The sequence below is a fragment of the Microcoleus harperi Pol14_C6 genome, assembly GCF_036701295.1.
Taxonomy (GTDB): domain Bacteria; phylum Cyanobacteriota; class Cyanobacteriia; order Cyanobacteriales; family Microcoleaceae; genus Microcoleus.
Window position 1 is genome coordinate 1 of sequence record NZ_JAUBQN010000029.1, and the last position, 18,266, is coordinate 18,266.

At 45.8% G+C, this 18,266-nt stretch carries 22 protein-coding genes; 8 read left to right on the forward strand and 14 right to left on the reverse strand.

What is annotated here, in order from left to right; genetic code table 11:
* Nucleotides 1–62: 62 nt before the first annotated feature.
* The 3 genes from QUA27_RS18870 to QUA27_RS18880 form a co-directional block, all read right to left on the reverse strand.
* Complete coding sequence (locus QUA27_RS18870; protein ID WP_510175266.1) at nucleotides 63–353, reverse strand: helix-turn-helix domain-containing protein; 291 nt, start codon at nucleotides 351–353, stop codon at nucleotides 63–65.
* 315 nt (nucleotides 354–668) lie between these two features.
* On the reverse strand, nucleotides 669–1,145 hold the full coding sequence (locus QUA27_RS18875; protein WP_333069766.1) for a transposase: 477 nt from the start codon (nucleotides 1,143–1,145) through the stop codon (nucleotides 669–671).
* Between the two features lie 206 nt (nucleotides 1,146–1,351).
* Complete coding sequence (locus QUA27_RS18880) at nucleotides 1,352–1,612, reverse strand: helix-turn-helix domain-containing protein (protein WP_333069688.1); 261 nt, start codon at nucleotides 1,610–1,612, stop codon at nucleotides 1,352–1,354.
* A gap of 54 nt (nucleotides 1,613–1,666) precedes the next feature.
* Between QUA27_RS18880 and QUA27_RS18885 the strand changes: the two genes are divergently transcribed.
* A complete protein-coding gene (locus tag QUA27_RS18885; RefSeq protein ID WP_333069690.1) occupies nucleotides 1,667–2,008 on the forward strand; it encodes a hypothetical protein in 342 nt (113 codons plus the stop codon).
* A gap of 71 nt (nucleotides 2,009–2,079) precedes the next feature.
* On the opposite strand, the gene QUA27_RS18890 is transcribed toward QUA27_RS18885, so the two are convergent.
* A complete protein-coding gene (locus QUA27_RS18890) occupies nucleotides 2,080–2,322 on the reverse strand; it encodes a hypothetical protein (RefSeq protein WP_333069691.1) in 243 nt (80 codons plus the stop codon).
* A 286-nt stretch (nucleotides 2,323–2,608) separates the two neighbouring features.
* Complete coding sequence (locus tag QUA27_RS18895) at nucleotides 2,609–3,310, reverse strand: esterase/lipase family protein (RefSeq protein WP_333069692.1); 702 nt, start codon at nucleotides 3,308–3,310, stop codon at nucleotides 2,609–2,611.
* 152 nt (nucleotides 3,311–3,462) lie between these two features.
* On the opposite strand from QUA27_RS18895, the gene QUA27_RS18900 reads away from it, so the two are divergent.
* Both QUA27_RS18900 and QUA27_RS18905 read left to right on the forward strand, forming a co-directional pair.
* The gene (locus tag QUA27_RS18900; protein WP_333069693.1) at nucleotides 3,463–3,942 is read left to right on the forward strand and encodes an NUDIX domain-containing protein; all 480 of its coding nucleotides are present in this window, start codon (nucleotides 3,463–3,465) and stop codon (nucleotides 3,940–3,942) included.
* A gap of 531 nt (nucleotides 3,943–4,473) precedes the next feature.
* Nucleotides 4,474–6,210 (forward strand): hypothetical protein, encoded by a 1,737-nt coding sequence (locus QUA27_RS18905; RefSeq protein WP_333069694.1) that lies wholly within the window; start codon nucleotides 4,474–4,476, stop codon nucleotides 6,208–6,210.
* Between the two features lie 240 nt (nucleotides 6,211–6,450).
* Here the strand turns inward: QUA27_RS18905 and QUA27_RS18910 are convergent, their stop codons facing one another.
* Nucleotides 6,451–7,188, reverse strand: coding sequence for a class I SAM-dependent methyltransferase (locus QUA27_RS18910; RefSeq protein WP_333069695.1), 738 nt, complete (start codon nucleotides 7,186–7,188; stop codon nucleotides 6,451–6,453).
* 7 nt (nucleotides 7,189–7,195) lie between these two features.
* Entirely contained in the window at nucleotides 7,196–7,393 is a 198-nt protein-coding gene (locus tag QUA27_RS18915; RefSeq protein ID WP_333030091.1) for a hypothetical protein, read from the reverse strand.
* Between the two features lie 577 nt (nucleotides 7,394–7,970).
* On the opposite strand from QUA27_RS18915, the gene QUA27_RS18920 reads away from it, so the two are divergent.
* Entirely contained in the window at nucleotides 7,971–10,514 is a 2,544-nt protein-coding gene (locus tag QUA27_RS18920) for a sugar phosphate nucleotidyltransferase (protein ID WP_333069696.1), read from the forward strand.
* 95 nt (nucleotides 10,515–10,609) lie between these two features.
* Here the strand turns inward: QUA27_RS18920 and QUA27_RS18925 are convergent, their stop codons facing one another.
* Nucleotides 10,610–10,765 (reverse strand): hypothetical protein, encoded by a 156-nt coding sequence (locus QUA27_RS18925; RefSeq protein WP_333069697.1) that lies wholly within the window; start codon nucleotides 10,763–10,765, stop codon nucleotides 10,610–10,612.
* On the opposite strand from QUA27_RS18925, the gene QUA27_RS18930 reads away from it, so the two are divergent.
* Entirely contained in the window at nucleotides 10,752–11,309 is a 558-nt protein-coding gene (locus QUA27_RS18930) for a single-stranded DNA-binding protein (protein ID WP_333069698.1), read from the forward strand. The genes QUA27_RS18925 and QUA27_RS18930 overlap by 14 nt on opposite strands.
* Before the next feature lie 149 nt (nucleotides 11,310–11,458).
* Here QUA27_RS18930 and QUA27_RS18935 read toward each other — a convergent pair whose 3' ends face one another.
* Entirely contained in the window at nucleotides 11,459–11,806 is a 348-nt protein-coding gene (locus QUA27_RS18935) for a hypothetical protein (protein ID WP_333069699.1), read from the reverse strand.
* 416 nt (nucleotides 11,807–12,222) lie between these two features.
* Nucleotides 12,223–12,900, reverse strand: a complete 678-nt coding sequence (gene lipB / locus QUA27_RS18940; protein WP_333069700.1) for a lipoyl(octanoyl) transferase LipB — start codon at nucleotides 12,898–12,900, stop codon at nucleotides 12,223–12,225.
* Between the two features lie 151 nt (nucleotides 12,901–13,051).
* Here lipB and hpf point away from each other — a divergent pair, with 151 nt between their 5' ends.
* Nucleotides 13,052–13,705 (forward strand): ribosome hibernation-promoting factor, HPF/YfiA family, encoded by a 654-nt coding sequence (hpf, locus tag QUA27_RS18945; RefSeq protein WP_333069701.1) that lies wholly within the window; start codon nucleotides 13,052–13,054, stop codon nucleotides 13,703–13,705.
* Nucleotides 13,706–13,880: 175 nt separating this feature from the next.
* Complete coding sequence (locus tag QUA27_RS18950) at nucleotides 13,881–14,312, forward strand: Uma2 family endonuclease (protein WP_333069702.1); 432 nt, start codon at nucleotides 13,881–13,883, stop codon at nucleotides 14,310–14,312.
* Here the strand turns inward: QUA27_RS18950 and QUA27_RS18955 are convergent.
* On the reverse strand, nucleotides 14,238–15,086 hold the full coding sequence (locus QUA27_RS18955; RefSeq protein WP_333069703.1) for an IS630 family transposase: 849 nt from the start codon (nucleotides 15,084–15,086) through the stop codon (nucleotides 14,238–14,240). The two genes, QUA27_RS18950 and QUA27_RS18955, sit on opposite strands and share 75 nt — an antisense overlap.
* A 98-nt stretch (nucleotides 15,087–15,184) precedes the next feature.
* Here QUA27_RS18955 and QUA27_RS18960 point away from each other — a divergent pair, with 98 nt between their 5' ends.
* Nucleotides 15,185–15,472: a PDDEXK family nuclease gene (locus QUA27_RS18960; RefSeq protein WP_333069705.1), complete on the forward strand. Its 288-nt coding sequence runs from the start codon at nucleotides 15,185–15,187 to the stop codon at nucleotides 15,470–15,472.
* Between the two features lie 122 nt (nucleotides 15,473–15,594).
* Here QUA27_RS18960 and QUA27_RS18965 read toward each other — a convergent pair whose 3' ends face one another.
* The 3 genes from QUA27_RS18965 to QUA27_RS18975 form a co-directional block, all read right to left on the reverse strand.
* The gene (locus tag QUA27_RS18965) at nucleotides 15,595–16,053 is read right to left on the reverse strand and encodes a peroxiredoxin (RefSeq protein ID WP_333069707.1); all 459 of its coding nucleotides are present in this window, start codon (nucleotides 16,051–16,053) and stop codon (nucleotides 15,595–15,597) included.
* Between the two features lie 289 nt (nucleotides 16,054–16,342).
* Nucleotides 16,343–17,239, reverse strand: a complete 897-nt coding sequence (locus QUA27_RS18970) for a metal ABC transporter permease (protein WP_333069708.1) — start codon at nucleotides 17,237–17,239, stop codon at nucleotides 16,343–16,345.
* A gap of 140 nt (nucleotides 17,240–17,379) precedes the next feature.
* The gene (locus tag QUA27_RS18975) at nucleotides 17,380–18,189 is read right to left on the reverse strand and encodes a metal ABC transporter ATP-binding protein (protein WP_333069710.1); all 810 of its coding nucleotides are present in this window, start codon (nucleotides 18,187–18,189) and stop codon (nucleotides 17,380–17,382) included.
* Between the last annotated feature and the right edge of the window lie 77 nt (nucleotides 18,190–18,266).

The following is an 18,266-nucleotide window of genomic DNA, read 5'->3' on the forward strand; positions in this document are numbered from 1 at the left end:
ACGCTTATTTGGTCAATCCTAAGCACTTTAAAAACTGGTTTACAAGCTGCTGTTACTGTACTTCATAAACCTGGAATACGCTGTATTTGCACACAGTCTTGTTGTGGTGCAAAATTTTTGGAAAATATGGAAATTTGCAACCTCTCCATTGTGGAGCGAAAATTTGTTTTACTGACATCTTCCCCTAACTCCTCTGAAAGTATCTGCCATAATTCCGATCCGATTTCCCTGATGCGACTTTCAGAACAGTTAAAATCTTTAGCTATTTCTTTGTATGTCTCGCGTTGTAGAGTTCCCCGCAGTACCGCTTCCTGTAAATCGTCAAGGTGCTGACCTGTTTTCGAGAAAACTATGCGATCGGCCGGGGAGGGTTAACACTTCTTTAAGATTCCTCTGGCTAGCAAGATGTGAGAATTTTGTATATTAAAGCACTTTTTAACAAAATTGTACAAAATAAATTTAAACAGAGTAAAAATTTTGCAAGTTGTGAAGAAAATTGAACTTTTTTTTATAAAAACTATCCTGATTCTAAGAACCATAGGAGAAACATTAAAAAGTAAATTGAGGGATTAAACGCTTGTCGTTTACGTTTAACCCCTGTAATAGTGTATTAAATCGCATATTGAGTATTAGGGTATGGTGTAAAGATACAGCGTATTCCAGGTTTATTAAGTACAGTAGCAGCAGCTTGTAAACCAGTTTTTAAAGTGCTTAGGATTGACCAAATCAAGGGCCGTAGCCAGCAAGATGTCAACCATCTTGGTGGTGGTTGGTGAGTACTGACGTAAAAAAGATTTGAGTTGTGACCACCATAATTCTATAGGATTGAAATCGGGAGAATAGGGTGATAAGTTCAGCAAACTAGCACCAGCGGCTTGTATCAATGGTTCAATAGTCCCCAACTTGTGAGCAGGTAGATTATCCATAACAACTACTGCACCCTCCCATAAGTTGGGGACTAAAAAATGTTCAATAAAGACTTCAAAAGCTCTACCATCCATTGACCCATTGAGCGTCATTAATCCTACTACTTTTTTTAAGCTAATTGCTCCGACAACTGTGACTTTGGCGCCCCGATAAAATGGTTTTAAATCGTAGACTCTACTACCACATATTGAACGTGCATGGGTTCGTGTTAACCTAATAAAATGCCCATTTCATCCAAAAAAACGAGGTTGTCGGGGTCAATATTTTTCACTTTTTCCCAATATTCACACCTCAGAATTTGCACTCTTTCAGTGGCAGACTGACTACTGCGTATGGTCTTTTTTTTCGAGTTAAATTTTGTTTTTGTAATTCACGACACATCATGCTAGGGCTGACAGCTTCCTTGTAGTTCATAAGCCAATATTCACTTGGGTTCGGACAACGTGCTATCCGGATATTTTTCTACCATCTGGGTCAATTCAGTTGTGCGCGAGTTTAACACACTTTTAAGACTTCCACCTTGTTTTCTGGGTTGAACATGACCAATGGTTTGTTTTTGTTTTAAGATTTTTTGAACAAACCCTTTACTCACATCAAATCTGGCGGCTACTTTTCTAATCGAGGTATCACCTTGTCCATAAATTTTAACTATTTTCTCACGCAACTCGATCGAATAAGGTTTCATTTTTTTCGCTTATGTACTAAATACAGTGTATCATATATACATGGAATATGCTGTATGAACGGGCTGATTAAGTTCTTAGATCATAATGGGATGCGTCCTATTATTGCTTTGGTTGTGATTATTGGTGCTCTAGCGATCACTCTCAAGAGTGATAAAATTTGTGTAGTGCAAGTAGAATACCCCCCAGTTACTTCAAGACCTGCTGGAACTCAACCCCAAATGGTTTTTAGAGACAATCCTGTTTGCTCAAAGTATTTTGAAATAGCAGCATTGGTACTGGGTGGACTTCTGGGATTAACCGCATCAGGTAAATCGAGCATATATCAACCGGAAGATGAGGCAGCAAGAGAACAGCAAACAAAATTGGAGAAGAACAAATCACCGAGGCAGGATTGATTTATGAGCTGGTAGGTTGGATTGATGCAATGAAATCTAACCTCTTTTTCCACTCACAAACTTACCCAGTCCTACCATTCCAATGCGATGATTGCCCTAATAGCGATCGCCCTATCACGCATAAAGAGCGATCGCCCCTCACACGAAATACCAAACAATCCGATGATTGTACGGATAGCGATGTCTGAGTAAAAAAGAGCGATCGCCCCTCGCACCACATACCAAACACTGCGATGATTGTAGAGAGTGCGATCGCACATAATCATCATCCCTAATTTGCGATCGACCTCCAGCATCAATTCTCCACAAAGCATCCGCCTGAAATTCGTTATCTGCGTCCAAGCGCACAGTAGCATTGTCGCCCAATTCCACCCCAGCGAACGTATAATTTGATTGTGTTGTTAGCCGTGACTTCTGAATCTTACTGATAAGGCCACATAAAATATTTTTTCAATCTATTAAGTTAGGCATAAAAATTCCAGTAAACATAGCATCGCGGGGGCGAGTTTTGCCGCACTAAACTCGCTCCTAATATCAAATTATAACTAAATCCTTCCCTTAAACCTTCTGCTTCTTCCTTCGCGTCTTCGCGGTTCGTTTCTAACGCAAATATTCAATCCAAGCCTGCAAAACCTCCGGCGAACCGTACCACTTCCCCGGAGAACGAGGCGAATGCCAAACTCCCTCCAACACCAGATTTTCCGCCCCGTCCAAAACAGCAGCTTCCACCGGCGTAATTCCATCTCCCCAAGTTTCGCCCTTCCCGACAGTCAACTCGTAACTTTTATAAGCCAGCCAAGTTCCAAAACCGCGCTTGCCAAAAACAGCCTTCCCAGCAGCGCACACGTAGCGCACCTGCGGGTGAAAAGCCCCCGGATAATGAATTTTGACAAAATCTAGATTTTTGCGCGTCCAGCGCTCTTGAGAGACGTGCGGCGTGCCTAAAGTGATTAAAGTATTCACACAGGGGTGAGCTTCCCACAAACCCGCGTCCTCAAGCACGTCGCCGTGAATCGTGTAAGGCTTTTCGCCCAAATAGATGCGAGAAATCCAGCCGCCGGCGGAATGACCGACGAGATTGATCTGGGGAACGCCGTATTGCTGTAACATTTGTTTGACTGTGCGATCGAGCTGTCGCAAAATTGGCACCATCGACCGCCCGCCAAAAGTTGGCAACCAATCTCCCTTGCCCAAAGGAACTGTTACTGTTGGGAAACCTCGATCGACCAGAGACTTTTCTAATTCGCGATAGTCGGAAGCAGCAGCAAAATATCCTGGTAAAATCACGGTTGGTAATGGCATTGTCAATTTGAGATTTTAAATTTTAGATTTTAGATTTTGCGGCCGGAGTGCTACGATCTGTTTTTCAAGTTCAAAGACGCTTGCTAAAGCATCCTTTGGATTGCTAACATCTGCCGCTCGTTAAACCTTTTGCTTAGGGAATATCTACTTCTATGGCTCGCGAGCCGATTCAAACATGGTATTTTACCCTAGTTGTCGTTCACTTAGAAGACCGTTTTCTACTGGTACAAGAGCGCAAGTACGAGCAGCAGTGGTATCTCCCAGCAGGGCGAGTTGAAAAAGGGGAGACTTTGCTCGAAGCTGCTATGCGTAATACCCTTGAGGAAGCGGGCATTTCCATCATCATTGAGGGAATTCTCCGGGTAGAGCACACAGTGATGCCTAAGGGTAATGTGCGCCTCCGAGTCATTTTTGTGGCTCGTCCACAAGATAAGACGGCGCCCAAGAGTAAGCCAGATGAGCATACTTTGTGCGCTGGCTGGTATTCTCTCAAGGAATTAGACCAGTTGTCGTTGCGGGGAGAGGAAGTTCGAGAAATGTTTCAATATATGGCAAGCGGCGCTCCAATTTATCCCATCGACTTGCTCACCATTGAGGGAGCTCCTTTTAAAAATTACCGCTATCGCTGGTGAATCTGTCGATTTTAGATTTTAGACTTCGGCGTGAGTGCGATCGCCCTTACGATTGTAGATTTACTTGCAGCGCAGTGAATCAGGGAGCAGGAACTTTAATTTACAATTTTTAGAATCGACCCTGACGCTAGTGTCGCGGGCTTGTACTCATTTTGGGGCGGGGCCACCGAGGGGCTGCGGGCTGGGCTGACAGCCAATAGATCAGTTTTTTGATGGCGTAACCGAATTGGAAACGCCGATCCATTGAAGTTGTCGATCGTGTTTAATAAATTTGGTTGAGTTTCGGGCCCATGAATTTTCATCAAGGTCGATCGGGCAACTTCGAGGGCGATCGTGCTAAAATTATACCTTTGAATTCCCAGCCTCTCCTCATTAAAACGAATTCACACTTAATCACAACCACAACAATATAAATTACCAATCTCCCAATCACTCAATCCCCCAATCTCCCAATCCCCCAATCTAAAATCTAACAATCTCCCAATCCCCCAATCTAAAATCTAAAATCTAAATCTAAAATCTAAAATTTAAATGACTGACTCTTCCTCCCTAGCCAACACCCTTTCCGAACCGCTGCGCCAGCCTTATTGGTGGGCAGCCCTAGCTTCTGTCAGCCTTCACGGAGTGCTCGGAGTAAGTGCCCCGACGCTCTCAAACATAATTTATGGTGGAAATTCTTCAAAAAATATTCCCGGTTCTGTCGGCTTAGTAGAACTAACTCCCGCAGAAGCCGGTCGCCTGCCACAAACCATACCACCGCGCGCGTCAAATAAGCCGTTTACGCCATTTTCGATCGCACCAGTTCCCCTTCGACCCACGCCAAAGTTAGCCCCGCCCTTGCCCCCCCCACCTGACACCATCAACTTGCCCGCCATGCCGCCGGGAATGCCCCCTCCTGGATTCTTTTCCCCTCTGCCTTATTCCCCTCTCCCCCCCTTAACTGCCCCAACAGCCCCGCCACCTCCCAAAAATCCATCCCCAACAGTCAGAACCCCCTCCCAGCCAACAACACCCACTATCATCCCACCCGTACCTCCCAGCGGTTTTCTTTTCCCGCCCTTACCTGGTAATTTCGATCGCAATATCCCGCCGCCACCCTCGCTGCCAGAAGCGCCCCAGCTTCCCGGCGGCGGCTCGGAAGATGAAGCAGAGACGCTCAAAAAGATCATAGCCAGTAGAGGCGGACTCCCACTATTTCCAGACGGAGCTCCAGTCTTTACCCCGGAATTCCCCATTGGCAGGAATGTGGGACCCGATGGAGTACCAAAATTGACTCAAAAAGATCCCAATAAAAGGAATCTCATCGCAGAAACTCCCGAAGAAAGAATCAGGAGACAACAATTTGAAGATGGACAGCGACAGCTAGGACAGTCTGGCCAACCAGCTTCAAACTTACCCAGCGACAGAGAGACACAGCTTGCCGCTGCAAATACCTATGTTGCTTTGTTTGAGAAATTCAAAAAGGCTTATCCTGACTTGGAAATGACGGGTCCGACTCCTGTGAATGTCCCTTATCCCGTAACAGCTTGCTCGCAAAAACTCCAAGGAACAGCAGTTTTTGGAGCAGTTGTCAGCCCTCAAGGTTTGCTCAGGGCAGAGCCTCAGTCGATCGTCCCCACTGGTTACGGTATTCTCGATAATGCGGCTAAAATTGCGATTATTAGCCCTTCTCTAACATTTTCAGCAGCCAGCACGCACAAGCTTTACCAACTGGCTGTCGAGTTTAAGTACGACGAAAAAGTTTGCAGTGGCATTCCTGTCACCCCAACCAGGCCCAACCCACCAGGCCAGCAGCAGCCAGCGCCCGCCCCGACAGCGCCCAGCAGACCAACAGGCCAGCAGCCCTCCCCAGCGCCTACAGAAGTGAAGCCGCAGTTTGAGAAGCCGCCGGCCCCCTCCACCAAACCGCAGCCAGGGGCCAAACCGTCGCCGTCGGCACCCAAGCCTGCAGCTCAACCGTCGCCCTCGCCTGAACCAAAACCAGCCGCGGAACAGTCACCTTCTCCTGAACCGCAACCCGCCGAAGAGTCCCCGCAGCCGCAAGTGTCGCCATCTCCTGCCGCCGAAGAGTCCCCGCAGCCGCAAGTGTCGCCATCGCCTGCCGCCGAAGAGTCCCCGCAGCCGGAAGCTGCACCATCTCCGGCCCCGGAAGTGTCGCCCTCACCTGAAGCAGCGCCATCTCCTGCCGCCGAAGTGTCGCCATCTCCGGCCCCGGAAGTGTCGCCGTCGCCTGAAGCGGCGCCATCTCCTGCAACTACCGAAAATTAATTGGGCATCAGTAAGAGGCAATCGGGAATAGGTAATATCCAATCTGCTTGCTTCACTATTGTGAGTTAGTAGTTAGTAGGGTGAATTAGCTTGAATATTTGTTGCTTCTCAAACTAAGTTCTACTTGCTGACGCACCCTACTTTATCCACTAATAATTAAGTTTTTTTTCGTCTACCCTACCAGACTTTGGACGATGGAATTTTTGACGAGAAAGCTAATTACCTATTCCCCTTAACCACTCAATTGTATTGAACTTTATACATTTGAAATAAGTCGCCGCTTTGCTTTTTTATTATCTTAGCGCCCGCAGCTTTAATCATTTTTTCCCAATCTTCTATTGTCTCTAAAAATACTTCGCCGGCTCGATAAGTTTCCAAAATTGCCCAATCTTCTGCTAAAGGAGCATCGGGGTTGAGGACATCAAAAACAAAATGACCGCCCGGTTTTAGTACCCGCTTTACTTCTCCCATGACAATACTCCAATAGTCTATGGGATAGTAACAGCTAAAGCCTGTAGCAAGGCATAAATCGAACAGAGCCTCCTCGTAATTTAACTGGTGAGCGGGAGCCCATTCTACCCCTTTGAACAGCTTAGAATTGAGCTGAGGGCCGCGAGCGTTTAAGGCGTCTCGCGCGGCGCTGCTGATTTCTTGACCGTAAAAATATGCCTCCCAATCCCGCCAAGGGTAGATCAGAAAGCTGACTCCGCAGCCAATGTCTAAACAGCGCTGATTTTTTTGAGGTTTGGCAATTTTCCAGAAGGGAGAAACTGTTTTTGGTTGGAGAGTTCCTGCGACTGATTCCAGGAAAATCGGCATTGCTTCGACTTCTTCGGGTAAAGCGAAAGCTTCTCCTCGGTATTCGCGATCGAACCGAGAAGCGACTTGCGACAGTAAAACTTGCCAGCTATCTGATTTTCCTTTAGCAAACCAAGTTTGCTCCTGACCCGCTACTGGGCGATCGGACTTTTTAGACATTCTTGAATTACCTTTTAGAAGCTTTGAGAGCTTTTGTAAAGTTTTGGCGGTAAGGCTTATTAAAAATTAACGCCGGCCAGAGCAGCGACAGCTTCAGGCGATTTGCAAAACTTCTGTCGAAGTTAGTGCGATCGAAACCATTCCAAAATTTCCAAATACCGCCACCGTAAGCGATCAGCAATGCCAAGCTAATTAATGTACTCATTTAAAAAACCCCTAAGCAATGGATAGGATTTTGGGCCAGCTAGTCAAAGCGTTACCCTTAATCTATCATTTATCAGATGCCAAAGCGCACCGATAGTTGTAGCAATTCCACCTTCAGAAAGAGACTTAAAAATCCCCGTTGGCCACAAACTTAAAAATAACACCCCCGAAATAGCTTTCACCGAGTAAGCAAGAAGGGACTTCTGTCAAAAGTCGAGGATTCTGAGGACTTATACCATTTTAGATGGAAGAATTGAAGAATTAAAGCATTGGTAATGACTGATGACAGAAGGGTTTCGAGTACGGGCATACAGTTGCATTCTGTTTTTTAACTGGTATCACCCAACATCCCCTACAAATCCGAGTTCGACCGGGGGATTGGTGTGATGGCGGAAGTTCTAATTCGGTTGAAATCGGTTGCTGCTGGGGGACAGCGTAGCCAAACGGGATTGCCCAGATGTGTAACTACTCGAAGATATTTTACTAAGAACTGATTCCTGGTGGCCAACGAATTACAGCAGGCAAACTTTTTCTAGCGGACAATAGCGGTAGAGAGCTTTCTAAGCAAGGAGGATTTTATGCGTGCAGTGCTGATGGCTGGGGGGTCGGGAACGAGGCTCAGACCCCTGACGTGCGATTTGCCCAAACCGATGGTGCCGATTCTCAATCGCCCGATCGCAGAACACATTATTAATTTGCTAAAAAGGCATCAGATCACGGAAATTATTGCAACGCTGCACTACCTTCCCGATGTCATGCGGGAATATTTTACTGACGGGGCAGAGTTTGGCGTTCAAATGACTTACGCTGTGGAGGAAGACCAACCGCTGGGTACGGCTGGTTGCGTCAAAAATATTGCTGAACTGCTCGATCGCACTTTTCTGGTCATAAGCGGCGACAGCATTACAGACTTCGACTTAACGGCAGCGATCGAATTTCACCGCAGTCAGCAATCCAAAGCCACGTTAATTTTAACTCGCGTTCCCAATCCGATGGAATTCGGGGTCGTGATTACCGAGGAAAATTACCGCATCAGCCGTTTTCTGGAAAAGCCTTCTAGCAGCGAAATTTTCTCCGATACTGTCAATACCGGCACCTACATTTTAGAACCAGAGGTCTTGGATTACCTGCCCTTAAATCAGGAGTGCGACTTCTCGAAAGACTTGTTTCCCCTGCTGCTGGAAAAAAACCAGGCGATGTACGGCTACATCGCCGAAGGTTACTGGTGCGATGTCGGCCAGCTTGATGTTTACCGGGAAGCTCAGTACGACGCGCTGCGGGGAAAGGTCAAACTGAATTTGACCTACTATAACCAAGTTCGATCGGGACTTTGGGTAGGTCAGAATACTTTTATTGACGATAGCGCGATCATCGAAGTACCGGCGATGATCGGCAACAATTGCCGAATTGGAGCCCGAGTTAAAATCGATGCCGGTACAGTGATCGGAGATAACGTGACTGTCGGGGCGGACGCTAATCTCAAACGTCCTATCGTGTGGAACGGAGCAATTGTCGGTGAAGACGCTCATCTTAGGGCCTGCGTGATTTGCCGGAGCACCCGCGTAGACAGGCGCGCTCACGTCCTCGAAGGTGCTGTCGTCGGTTCAATGTCCATTGTGGGAGAAGAAGCGCAAGTGGGGCCAAGCGTGCGCGTCTGGCCGAGCAAAAATATTGAATCCGGTGCTCTGTTAAATCAAAATTTAATTTGGGGAGAACAAGCTAAGCGGAATTTGTTCGGTCAGCGGGGCGTTCAAGGACTGGCAAATGTGGATATTACCCCGGAATTTGCAGTGAAATTGGGCGCGGCTTATGGCTCGACTCTGAAACCTGGGACTTCGGTATCGGTTTCTCGCGACCAGCGGAGCATTTCGCGGATGGTTTCGAGGTCTTTGATTGCGGGTTTGATGTCGGTGGGAATTAATGTGCTCAATTTGGAATCGACGGCAATTCCGATCGCGCGCACGGTTTCCTCTACGCTGTCGATTGCTGGCGGCATTCACGTTCGCATTTCGCCCGATCGCTCCGACCACATTTTAATTGAATTCTTCGATATCAAAGGCATCAATATTACTAAAGGAGCTGAGAAAAAAATCGAGGGGGCTTATTTTAAGGAAGATTTGCGTCGAGCTCTAATTCCCGAAATTGGAGAGATGACGTACTTTAACCAAGCTCTCGAAGTTTACAACCGCATTTTTGAGCGGCAGATGAATGTTGAGGCAATACGCTACAGCAATTCTAAGGTGGTAATCGATTACGTTTACGCAGTTTCTGGAGCAATTTTACCCCAAATGCTTGCCAAGTTCGGCTGCGATGCGGTGGTCCTCAATGCTAGTCTCAAGCAGACTTCTCTAAGCAACGGGGAACGGGAATATTTGCTTGACCAACTCGGCCGGGTGGTGAAAGCACTCAGCGCTAATTTTGGAGTGCAGGTATCGGCTAACGGCGAACAGCTCATTTTGGTAGATGAGTCTGGGATAGCGATTCGCGGGGAAATGCTGACGGCGTTGATGGTAAATTTGATGCTGACTTCTCATCCCAAAGGTACAGTAGTAGTGCCGGTGAATGCGTCTTCTGCAGTGGAGGCGATCGCCCGACGCTATCAAAGCAAGGTAATCCGCACAAAGGCGAACCCAACTGCTTTGATGGAAGCCGCTAACAGAAACCCGAATGTGGTGTTGGGCGGCAGCGGCCTTATGGGTTTTATTTTCCCGCAGTTGCATCCCGGATTTGACGGAATGTTCTGCATTGCTAAAGTGATAGAAATGATGACGATTCAGGAGCGATCGCTCGGACAGATCAAGGCGGAACTTCCCCGCATCACCCACCGCAGTTACAGCGTCCGCTGTCCTTGGACTATCAAGGGTTCGCTGATGCGACATTTAGTAGAAACTCATTCGCCCGATCGTTTAGAATTATTAGATGGAGTGAAGATTTTTAACTACAGCGACGACAATTGGGTATTAGTTTTACCCGATGCTAGTGAACCGACCGTTCATATCTTCGCCAACAGTGAGGATCGAGATTGGGTATCTGAAACGTTGAAGGAGTACCGCGCCCTCGTTCACGATTTTGTCAGTCAAGCCGAGGCGGCGGTTCTCCAAGATAAATTTGGTAACGTGTAATCCGTAATCGGGCATTGGCCAAACAGGGCATTGGGCATTGGCAATGGGGAATTGGTAATGCAAAAGTAAAAAAATAAAATGCGTTATTTTAAGTTTTACCTTTTTACTTGAAAGTTCATGCCCAATTCCCAATCCCGAATTCCCTGTTTGGCCAATTCCCAATTCCCGATGCCCAATTCCCGATGCCCTGTTTGGCCAATTCCCAATTCCCAATTCCCAATTACGCACAGATAACAGATGAATAGCTGCATTTTGATGGCGGAAATAATTCAACAACCGCAACTCCGTTATACTCCTGACAATCAACTTCAAATCGCTGAGATGTTGGTACAGTTTCCCGGCCCAAAACCCGAAGATCCGCCCGAACATTTGAAAGTGATAGGATGGGGAAATTTTGCTCAAGAAATTCACGAGAAATATCACGAGGGCGATCGCGTGATTATTGAGGGACGGCTGAGCATGAATACGATCGAAAGAGATGGTATTAAAGAAAAGCGCGCTGAACTGACAGCTCAAAGGATTTACAGTGTCGGCGCCGATGCAATGAGTTCGGCTCCCCCAACTAGAAGTGCCCCCGAACCCGCTCAAATTCGCGACACCGCCCCGGCTAATGTGCCGAGCAATGTAGTGCCTTTAGGATCGCGGAACCGCAGCTCTAACAGCGCTCCAGGCGGCGCTAACCGCACGTCTAGTTCGGATTGGAACTCGCATCAATCTTCAAATTCTGAGTCCGATCGCCCGTCGGGATCTTCTAACGAGCCGGAAAATCCCGATTACGATCCGATTCCGTTTTAAAAAGTAGAGTGCGTCACTTTACAACTGAACTGTTCGATCGAAAGTGACGCACCTTAATTTAAGAGCGATCGCACTTTAGGAAAAAAAGGCGATCCTCTTCGAGGGCTGCGCTAACAAATTTGGCCCAACTACGAGCTAAATTGCAAATTTTACAGCTCGATCGTCACAATTTTTTTCTTGCTTTTTTCGTCGCGCAGCACGACTGTATTGTAGGGTGATGTATCCGTCCCCAGCGGAATTGGCAGCTTAAAGCTGCTGCTCTTATGCTTAAGTTCGCCTAAATCAATGCTTTTCGTTATATTGCCATCTGTTGCCAGATAAGCGGTAAGTTCGCCTTTATAATCTTCAATCAAAAAGTCTCTGAAGAAAAGGACTTCCCCACCCTCGGTATCATCGATAGCAAGGATGACCGTACCCCTAAACGTTGCGCCTTTTTGTTCTTCATCAACCGTCGCCATTTTAATTTCCGAGGGGTCTTGACCGGACATATCTGCCATAAATTTTTTCTCCTAAGCGCAATTATTAACAAGAATCTTACCTCACCCTAGGGGCGAGCGCAAAACTCTTAGGACGTATTTCTGCATCGGTCTTGCTTATCTCTAAGGTCAGAGAAGCCCGCGATCGCGCATGAGATAACCAATTCTCTCAATTCTTGATTCAGTAAGTACAGACCGTTAAAATTATCTCTATAATATCCCCAAGTCTCGCAAACACCGCCGCGTTAATTCGATTCAATATTTAGCATATTTAGTCTGAAGTTTTTAAGTGATTGGGTGGAGAATTAAGCCAAATGTTTTTGATAATTTAAGAGCGATCGCACTTGGCTTAATAAAGGGCGATCGCCCTTAAAGATTATTCTTTCCAGTAACGGGTTAAAATCCGCATTACTTCACCTGCGATCGGGGGACGCACCCTACACATTCGAGCGCACAATTTCCACTGCAAAAACGCGAGCAAACTCAGCGACAAGGATCGATCGCACTCGATCGACCTCAATTCCTGGGATAAACTGTTCTAAACTCCCAACGGGTCGATCGGGAATCCCGCAAGGTACAATTTGCCCAAAACCTGCGAGATCCGGACAAACATTTAAAGCAAAACCGTGCATCGTAATCCAGCGGCTGACTTTAATGCCGATCGCACCTACCTTGCACCCATCCACCCAAACCCCAGTCATACCGGGAACCCGCGAACCCTTCAACCCCAAAACTTCCACCCCCCCCAGCAGCACTTCCTCCAACTGTCGCAAATACCAGTGCAAATCAGGCTGGTGGCGCCGCAAATTTAAAATCGGATACCCCACCAATTGGCCCGGACAATGGTAAGTCACCTCACCACCCCGTTCAACTCGGTGCAATTCCGGCTGAGTTTCGCTGTCAAATTTCAGAAATTCCAACTTCGCGCCCTGTCCCAAAGTATACACCGGCGGATGTTCCACCAAAATCAGCACATCTGGCAAATCTGGGTTTTCCCGGCGCTCTTGCACGAGTTTTTGCTGGATTTCCCAAGCTTGGGAGTAGGGCACTTGTCCCCAATCGAAGAGCAAGCAGGGTTGTGCATTTAACTGTTGAGGGATGAGAGGAGAAATCATGAAAAAAATCAAGAGTGTATTTACGGAATATTGGCGCAGCTTAAATCAAGAATTGTCAACATATAATAAAAGATTTGGAAGATAAGTGTTTTCCAGAATACATAGTGCTACTGTATAAAATATACCCAAGTAAAAGAAGGGAGGGAGCTCTATGAAGCTTGTTATCCAGGGTAAAAATATAGAAATCACCGATGCGATTCGCGAGTACGTCAATCAAAAGGTTGAAAAGGCAGTTAGCCATTTTCAAACTTTGACTACAGAAGTGGACATACATCTATCGGTGGCTCGTAACCCCAGGATCAATCCTAAGCAGACTGCTGAGGTGACAATTTATGCTAACGGCAGCGTGATTCGGGCTGAGGAAAGCACGGAAAGCCTGTATGCCAGCATCGATTTGGTTGCCGACAAGATAGCTCGTCAACTGCGGAAATTCAAGGAAAAACGCCACGACAACAAGACCCACAGTAGTGTTAAAACGGTTACGGCAGTTGAAGAACATCCTGTAGTAGCGGATCTGATTGGCGATCGAACTCCCGAACTTCCTGCTGAGGTGGTACGGACTAAGTATTTTGCCATGCCTCCAATGACTGTGCAAGAAGCTTTGGAACAATTGCAGATTATCGATCACGATTTCTATATGTTCCGTAATGCGGAAACAGGCGAAATTAATGTGCTCTACGAACGGAAGAGTCACAGCGGCTATGGAGTTATCCAACCCCGCCACAGCAACGGTAACGGTAATAGCAAAAATGGCAAAAATGCCGAAAGCGCTACATCTGAAAAATCGAGTGTTGCGAAAAGCTAGATAATTGCTGACTGCTAATTGTTAATGGCTGCAAGCCGTTAGCAAAAAAGGACTAAAGTCCTTACTACGAACCACGAGTTTTTAGTAAGGACTTTAGTCCTTTCTTGTTTTTTTTAGATAATGATTCGTAGTCAGGACGTTGCTGATATTGCCTATAGAAAATGGATGAAAAATTATGCTATTGGAGTTAAGACAATTGAAGATTCAGCCGGGTCAGCAATTACTGGTTGAGGATGTGAACTGGCAACAATTTGAAAGTATTTTGGCGGAATTAGGAGAACGTCGTGCTTCCCGACTTTCTTATAGTAACGGACGGTTAGAAATTATGGTTCCTCTGCCCGAACATGAAAAAGCCAAGGAAATTATTGGCGACATGGTAAAAACTTTTTTGGAAACACGACAAATAGCATTTGAGTCGTTGGGTTCGACAACGTTGAAAAATGAACGCATGAGTCAGGCTGTCGAACCGGATACCTGTTTTTACATTCAAAATCAAGCAGCGGTTATAGTTATTTCAAATAAAAATGAGACACTAAGTGGCGCAATAAGCGCGAATAATCTCATCAAGAGATGTGGCAGAATGCGAATACATTATAGCTCTCTTTAATGCACTAAAATCATGCTCAATATCATTTAAGTCAGGAGAGTATTTTGGTAAAAAAAGTATCTGATGGCCTGCTTCCTCCACCAGGAGTCTAATTGCTGTCTTACGATGAATCGGTGCATTATCCATGATTAATATTGATGGTATTGTTAAAGATGGCAATAAATATAAAGCTAACCACCCTTCAAAACTTTCTGCATTAAAGCGGACTGTAAAGACCATAGGTGCAATCAAGTCCTTGTTTCCTTTTCTTCTTCCTGCTACTAAGTTTTCTCTTTTTCCGCGTTTTCCTTGTCTATCCCCATACACTTTTTTCCCTTTTTTTGACCACGCATAAACACAAGCATGAAACTCTTCAAACCCTGACTCATCAATAAATACAAGGCTTTTACTCCCCTGAATCTTAATTAAATTTCGAGCGTGTTTGGTAGTATTGTATTCTTTCTTCTCTATTCCTTTCTCTATAACGAAATTCTTTTTTTTTCTCGTAATTTTCATTTTCTTTAAGGCATAGCATATGGCACTCGCTCTCACCCCGAATTTCCTTGCTCTTTCTATTAATCTTGCTTCGGGATTTTCTTCTACATCTTTTCTGAGCGCTTCGGAGTCTATCTTTCGCTCACGGTGTTCTACCTTAGTGGCTCGAAGGTCTTCCCTCCCTAGCCATCTGTATATTGTTGCTCTTCCTACTTTAAACAGGGCGGCGGCCTTAGTTATACCCCCTCCATTTTCCACATAATCCACTACTCTTTTTCTTAAATCTAGACTGTATGCCATTTTTCCGCTCCGAGTTAACAATTTTTCTTGATTTTACATCATCTTGCATTTGTCTCAGATTTATTTGAAATGACTATATCGGTAAAAATCGCCTCGATATGAGTGTTGATCCGCCCCCAGACTTAGCTATAGAAATTGATCTCACCTCTCGCACGCAGTTGGATAATTATCAAATTCTACGAGTGCCGGAACTTTGGCGATACGCACGGCGAGGGCTACAAATCAACGTCTTGCAAGCCGAACAATATATTGAGTCTGATGTGAGTCCCACTTTCCCCAATATCCCGATTATCGAACTGGTGAATCAGTACACTCAGCAGAGTCAAGTTGCTGGCAGAACCCGCGCTATTCAAGCTTTTAAAATTTTGGTAGGGGAAAATCTCTAGTCTCATAACTTTCTTCCTCACTAAAAACCGTTAGTTCGCAGTCAGGAATTTAGTGTTTTCTTGTTTTTGAGACAAGGAGGACTTTCGTCCTCACTACCAACAATATATTTAAGCAAATCCCTCTAACTTTTGATGGTTTCTAAAGTTTTGAGTGCTTCTGCAACGTGTGCTTTGAAGTCTAACATCGAGTCAAAAATATGCTTGACAACGCCTTCTTTGTCAATGACATAAGTTACTCTACCGGGCATAATCCACAGGGTAGCTGGAACGCCGTACAATTGCCGAACTTTATTCCCCGTATCACTCAACAAAGTAAAAGGTAACTGATATTTGGCAGAAAAATTCTGGTGAGACTGCTGCGAATCTTCGCTAATTCCTATGACTTCTGCACCTGCGTCTTTGAAGACTTCGTAGCTATCTCGAAAGGCGCAAGCTTGGGTTGTGCATCCGGGTGTGTCGTCTTTGGGGTAAAAGTAAACTATGACGTTTTTTTTACCTTTAAAATCTTTGAGGCTGACTGATGTGCCAGTTTGAGAGGGTAAGGTAAAATCGGGTGCGGTGTCTCCTACTTTGACTGTCATGTTTTTTAACTGAGTAGCTCTGTTTGGGTGAAATTTTAACTTTTGTTATTGTACTGTCTTTTGTGACGAATAGTTGGCAGTTGCGATCGCCCGGTTCGGTATCATCCCATGCTTGCTTTCTCGCACTTAAACAAAAAACCCTTTTGACAACATCGGGATGCTGCAGGCGATTCGCAGTTAGGTGGATTAATTGGAGAAGCTTTTGTGAACCGCAGATGCACGGGGATTAACGCAGATTGTTATTGAAAATTGGAGGGGCGGGGCTAAATCGTTAACACAAAGTTAATTGTTATCGGCCTTTAGTTAAATTTTTTAATTCCCGCCAGATTGGAGGAATTTGGCCGGAGTGTGTGCGTGGCTGAGTGAGGATTCCTTGAGTGGGACTGAACAGCAATGATAGCACAAAGAATCCCGATGCAACTAAAACTATTGCGGGGCCAGAGGGTAAGTTATAGAAGTAGCTGAGATACATTCCGCTAATGCTGGAAATAACTCCGATTATTGCGCCTAAAATCATTACTTGGTGCAGGCGAGTTACTAGGAGATATGCGGTACTTGCAGGTGTAATTAAGAGGGACAAAACAAGCACTACGCCAACGGCTTTGAGGCTGGCAACTATTGTGAGGGCGATGAGTACCATCAGTCCAAAGTTGAGCAGGTTTACTGGCAAACCGGTGGCTTGCGCTCCTAATGGATCGAATGTGTAAAATAGCAGTTCTTTGTAAAAGACTACTACAACTAATAAGACTACGGCGACAATGACGGCTGTGTCGATCGCATCTTCGACAGTGACGCCCAGGATGTTGCCGAAAAGAAAGTGATTGAGGTCGATTTTGTTGTCTTTTTGGACGATCGTAATTAAGGTGATGCCGAGGGCGAAGAAGGCTGAAAATACGATGCCCATTGCCGCGTCTTCTTTGATTGTCGATCGAGTTTTGATCCAAGCTATGATTACTGTACTCAAAACTCCGGCAATGAACGCGCCGATAAAGATGTTTGCTCCCAGGATAAATGCGATCGCCAATCCGGGCAAAACCGAGTGGCTGATGGCGTCTCCGAGCAAGGCCAGCCGCTGTACCATTAGGTAGCTGCCGACGATCGCGCAGACGATGCCGACGAGAATGGCAATTATGAGCGATCGCTGCATGAATCCGTACTGCAACGGCTCAATTAAGGTTTGTATCATAAAATTATAAAATCACAGTTAACTAATGACTAACAACCAAAGCAACCGGGTTTAATGGGATATCGATCGTTGCCAAACCCAATATTACCCAAGAAACTGGCTTCAAAACCGTAACTCGTAGATTAATGACTGTTACCTAATTAAGCGGCTTGTCCGGCAAAAAACATTACTTGTCCGCCGTAGGCGCGGTAAAGATTTTCTTGGGTTAACACTTCTTGGCGGGAACCAGCGGCAATCAATTCTGTATTTAGCAAAATTAAATCGTCAAAATTGGTGATTGATTCGCCTAAGTCGTGGTTGACTACTAAGACTATTTTTCCGGCATTTGCTAGCTGGTGAAAAATGTCAAAAATGATATTTTGAGTTTTTTGGTCAACGCCGACAAACGGCTCGTCAAAGCAGAAAATAGCGGCTTCTTGGGCTAATGCTCTCGCTAGAAATACTCGCTGTTGCTGTCCGCCGGAAAGTTGTCCGATCGGTCTGTCTTTGTAAGCACTCATGCCTACTCTTTCTAAGGCATCGGCAGCGGTGTGGCGACTAGCTGCCGAAAAGCGGCGAAACCATCCGGCTTTTCTGACTCTTCCCATCATCACGACATCCCAAACGGTGGCGGGATAGTTCCAGTCAATTTGCGATCGCTGGGGTACGTAGGCTACTGTTTCGAGTCGATCGGCGATCGCTTCTCCGCCCCAGGTAACAGTGCCGCGAGTTGCGGGAATTAAGCCCAACATTGCTTTGATCAGCGTGCTTTTGCCGGCACCGTTGGGCCCAATAATACCCGTCAGCCTTCCCGGTTTGACGGAAAGACTGATATCTTTGAGTGCCTCTACCGTGCGGTAGTTTACTGCTAAGTGCTTAACAGTGATAATTTCAGTGTCGGTAGCGCTGTCTTTGAGGTGGCAAACCATTTTAGACCAAGGATTCTCGTTGGGGAAGGCGGCGGTATTCATTGCGGTGACTCTATCTCCTTTTTATTAAGTTTACTGTAAAAATGAAAAGAATATGAAATCATCGGTAAATAGGAATA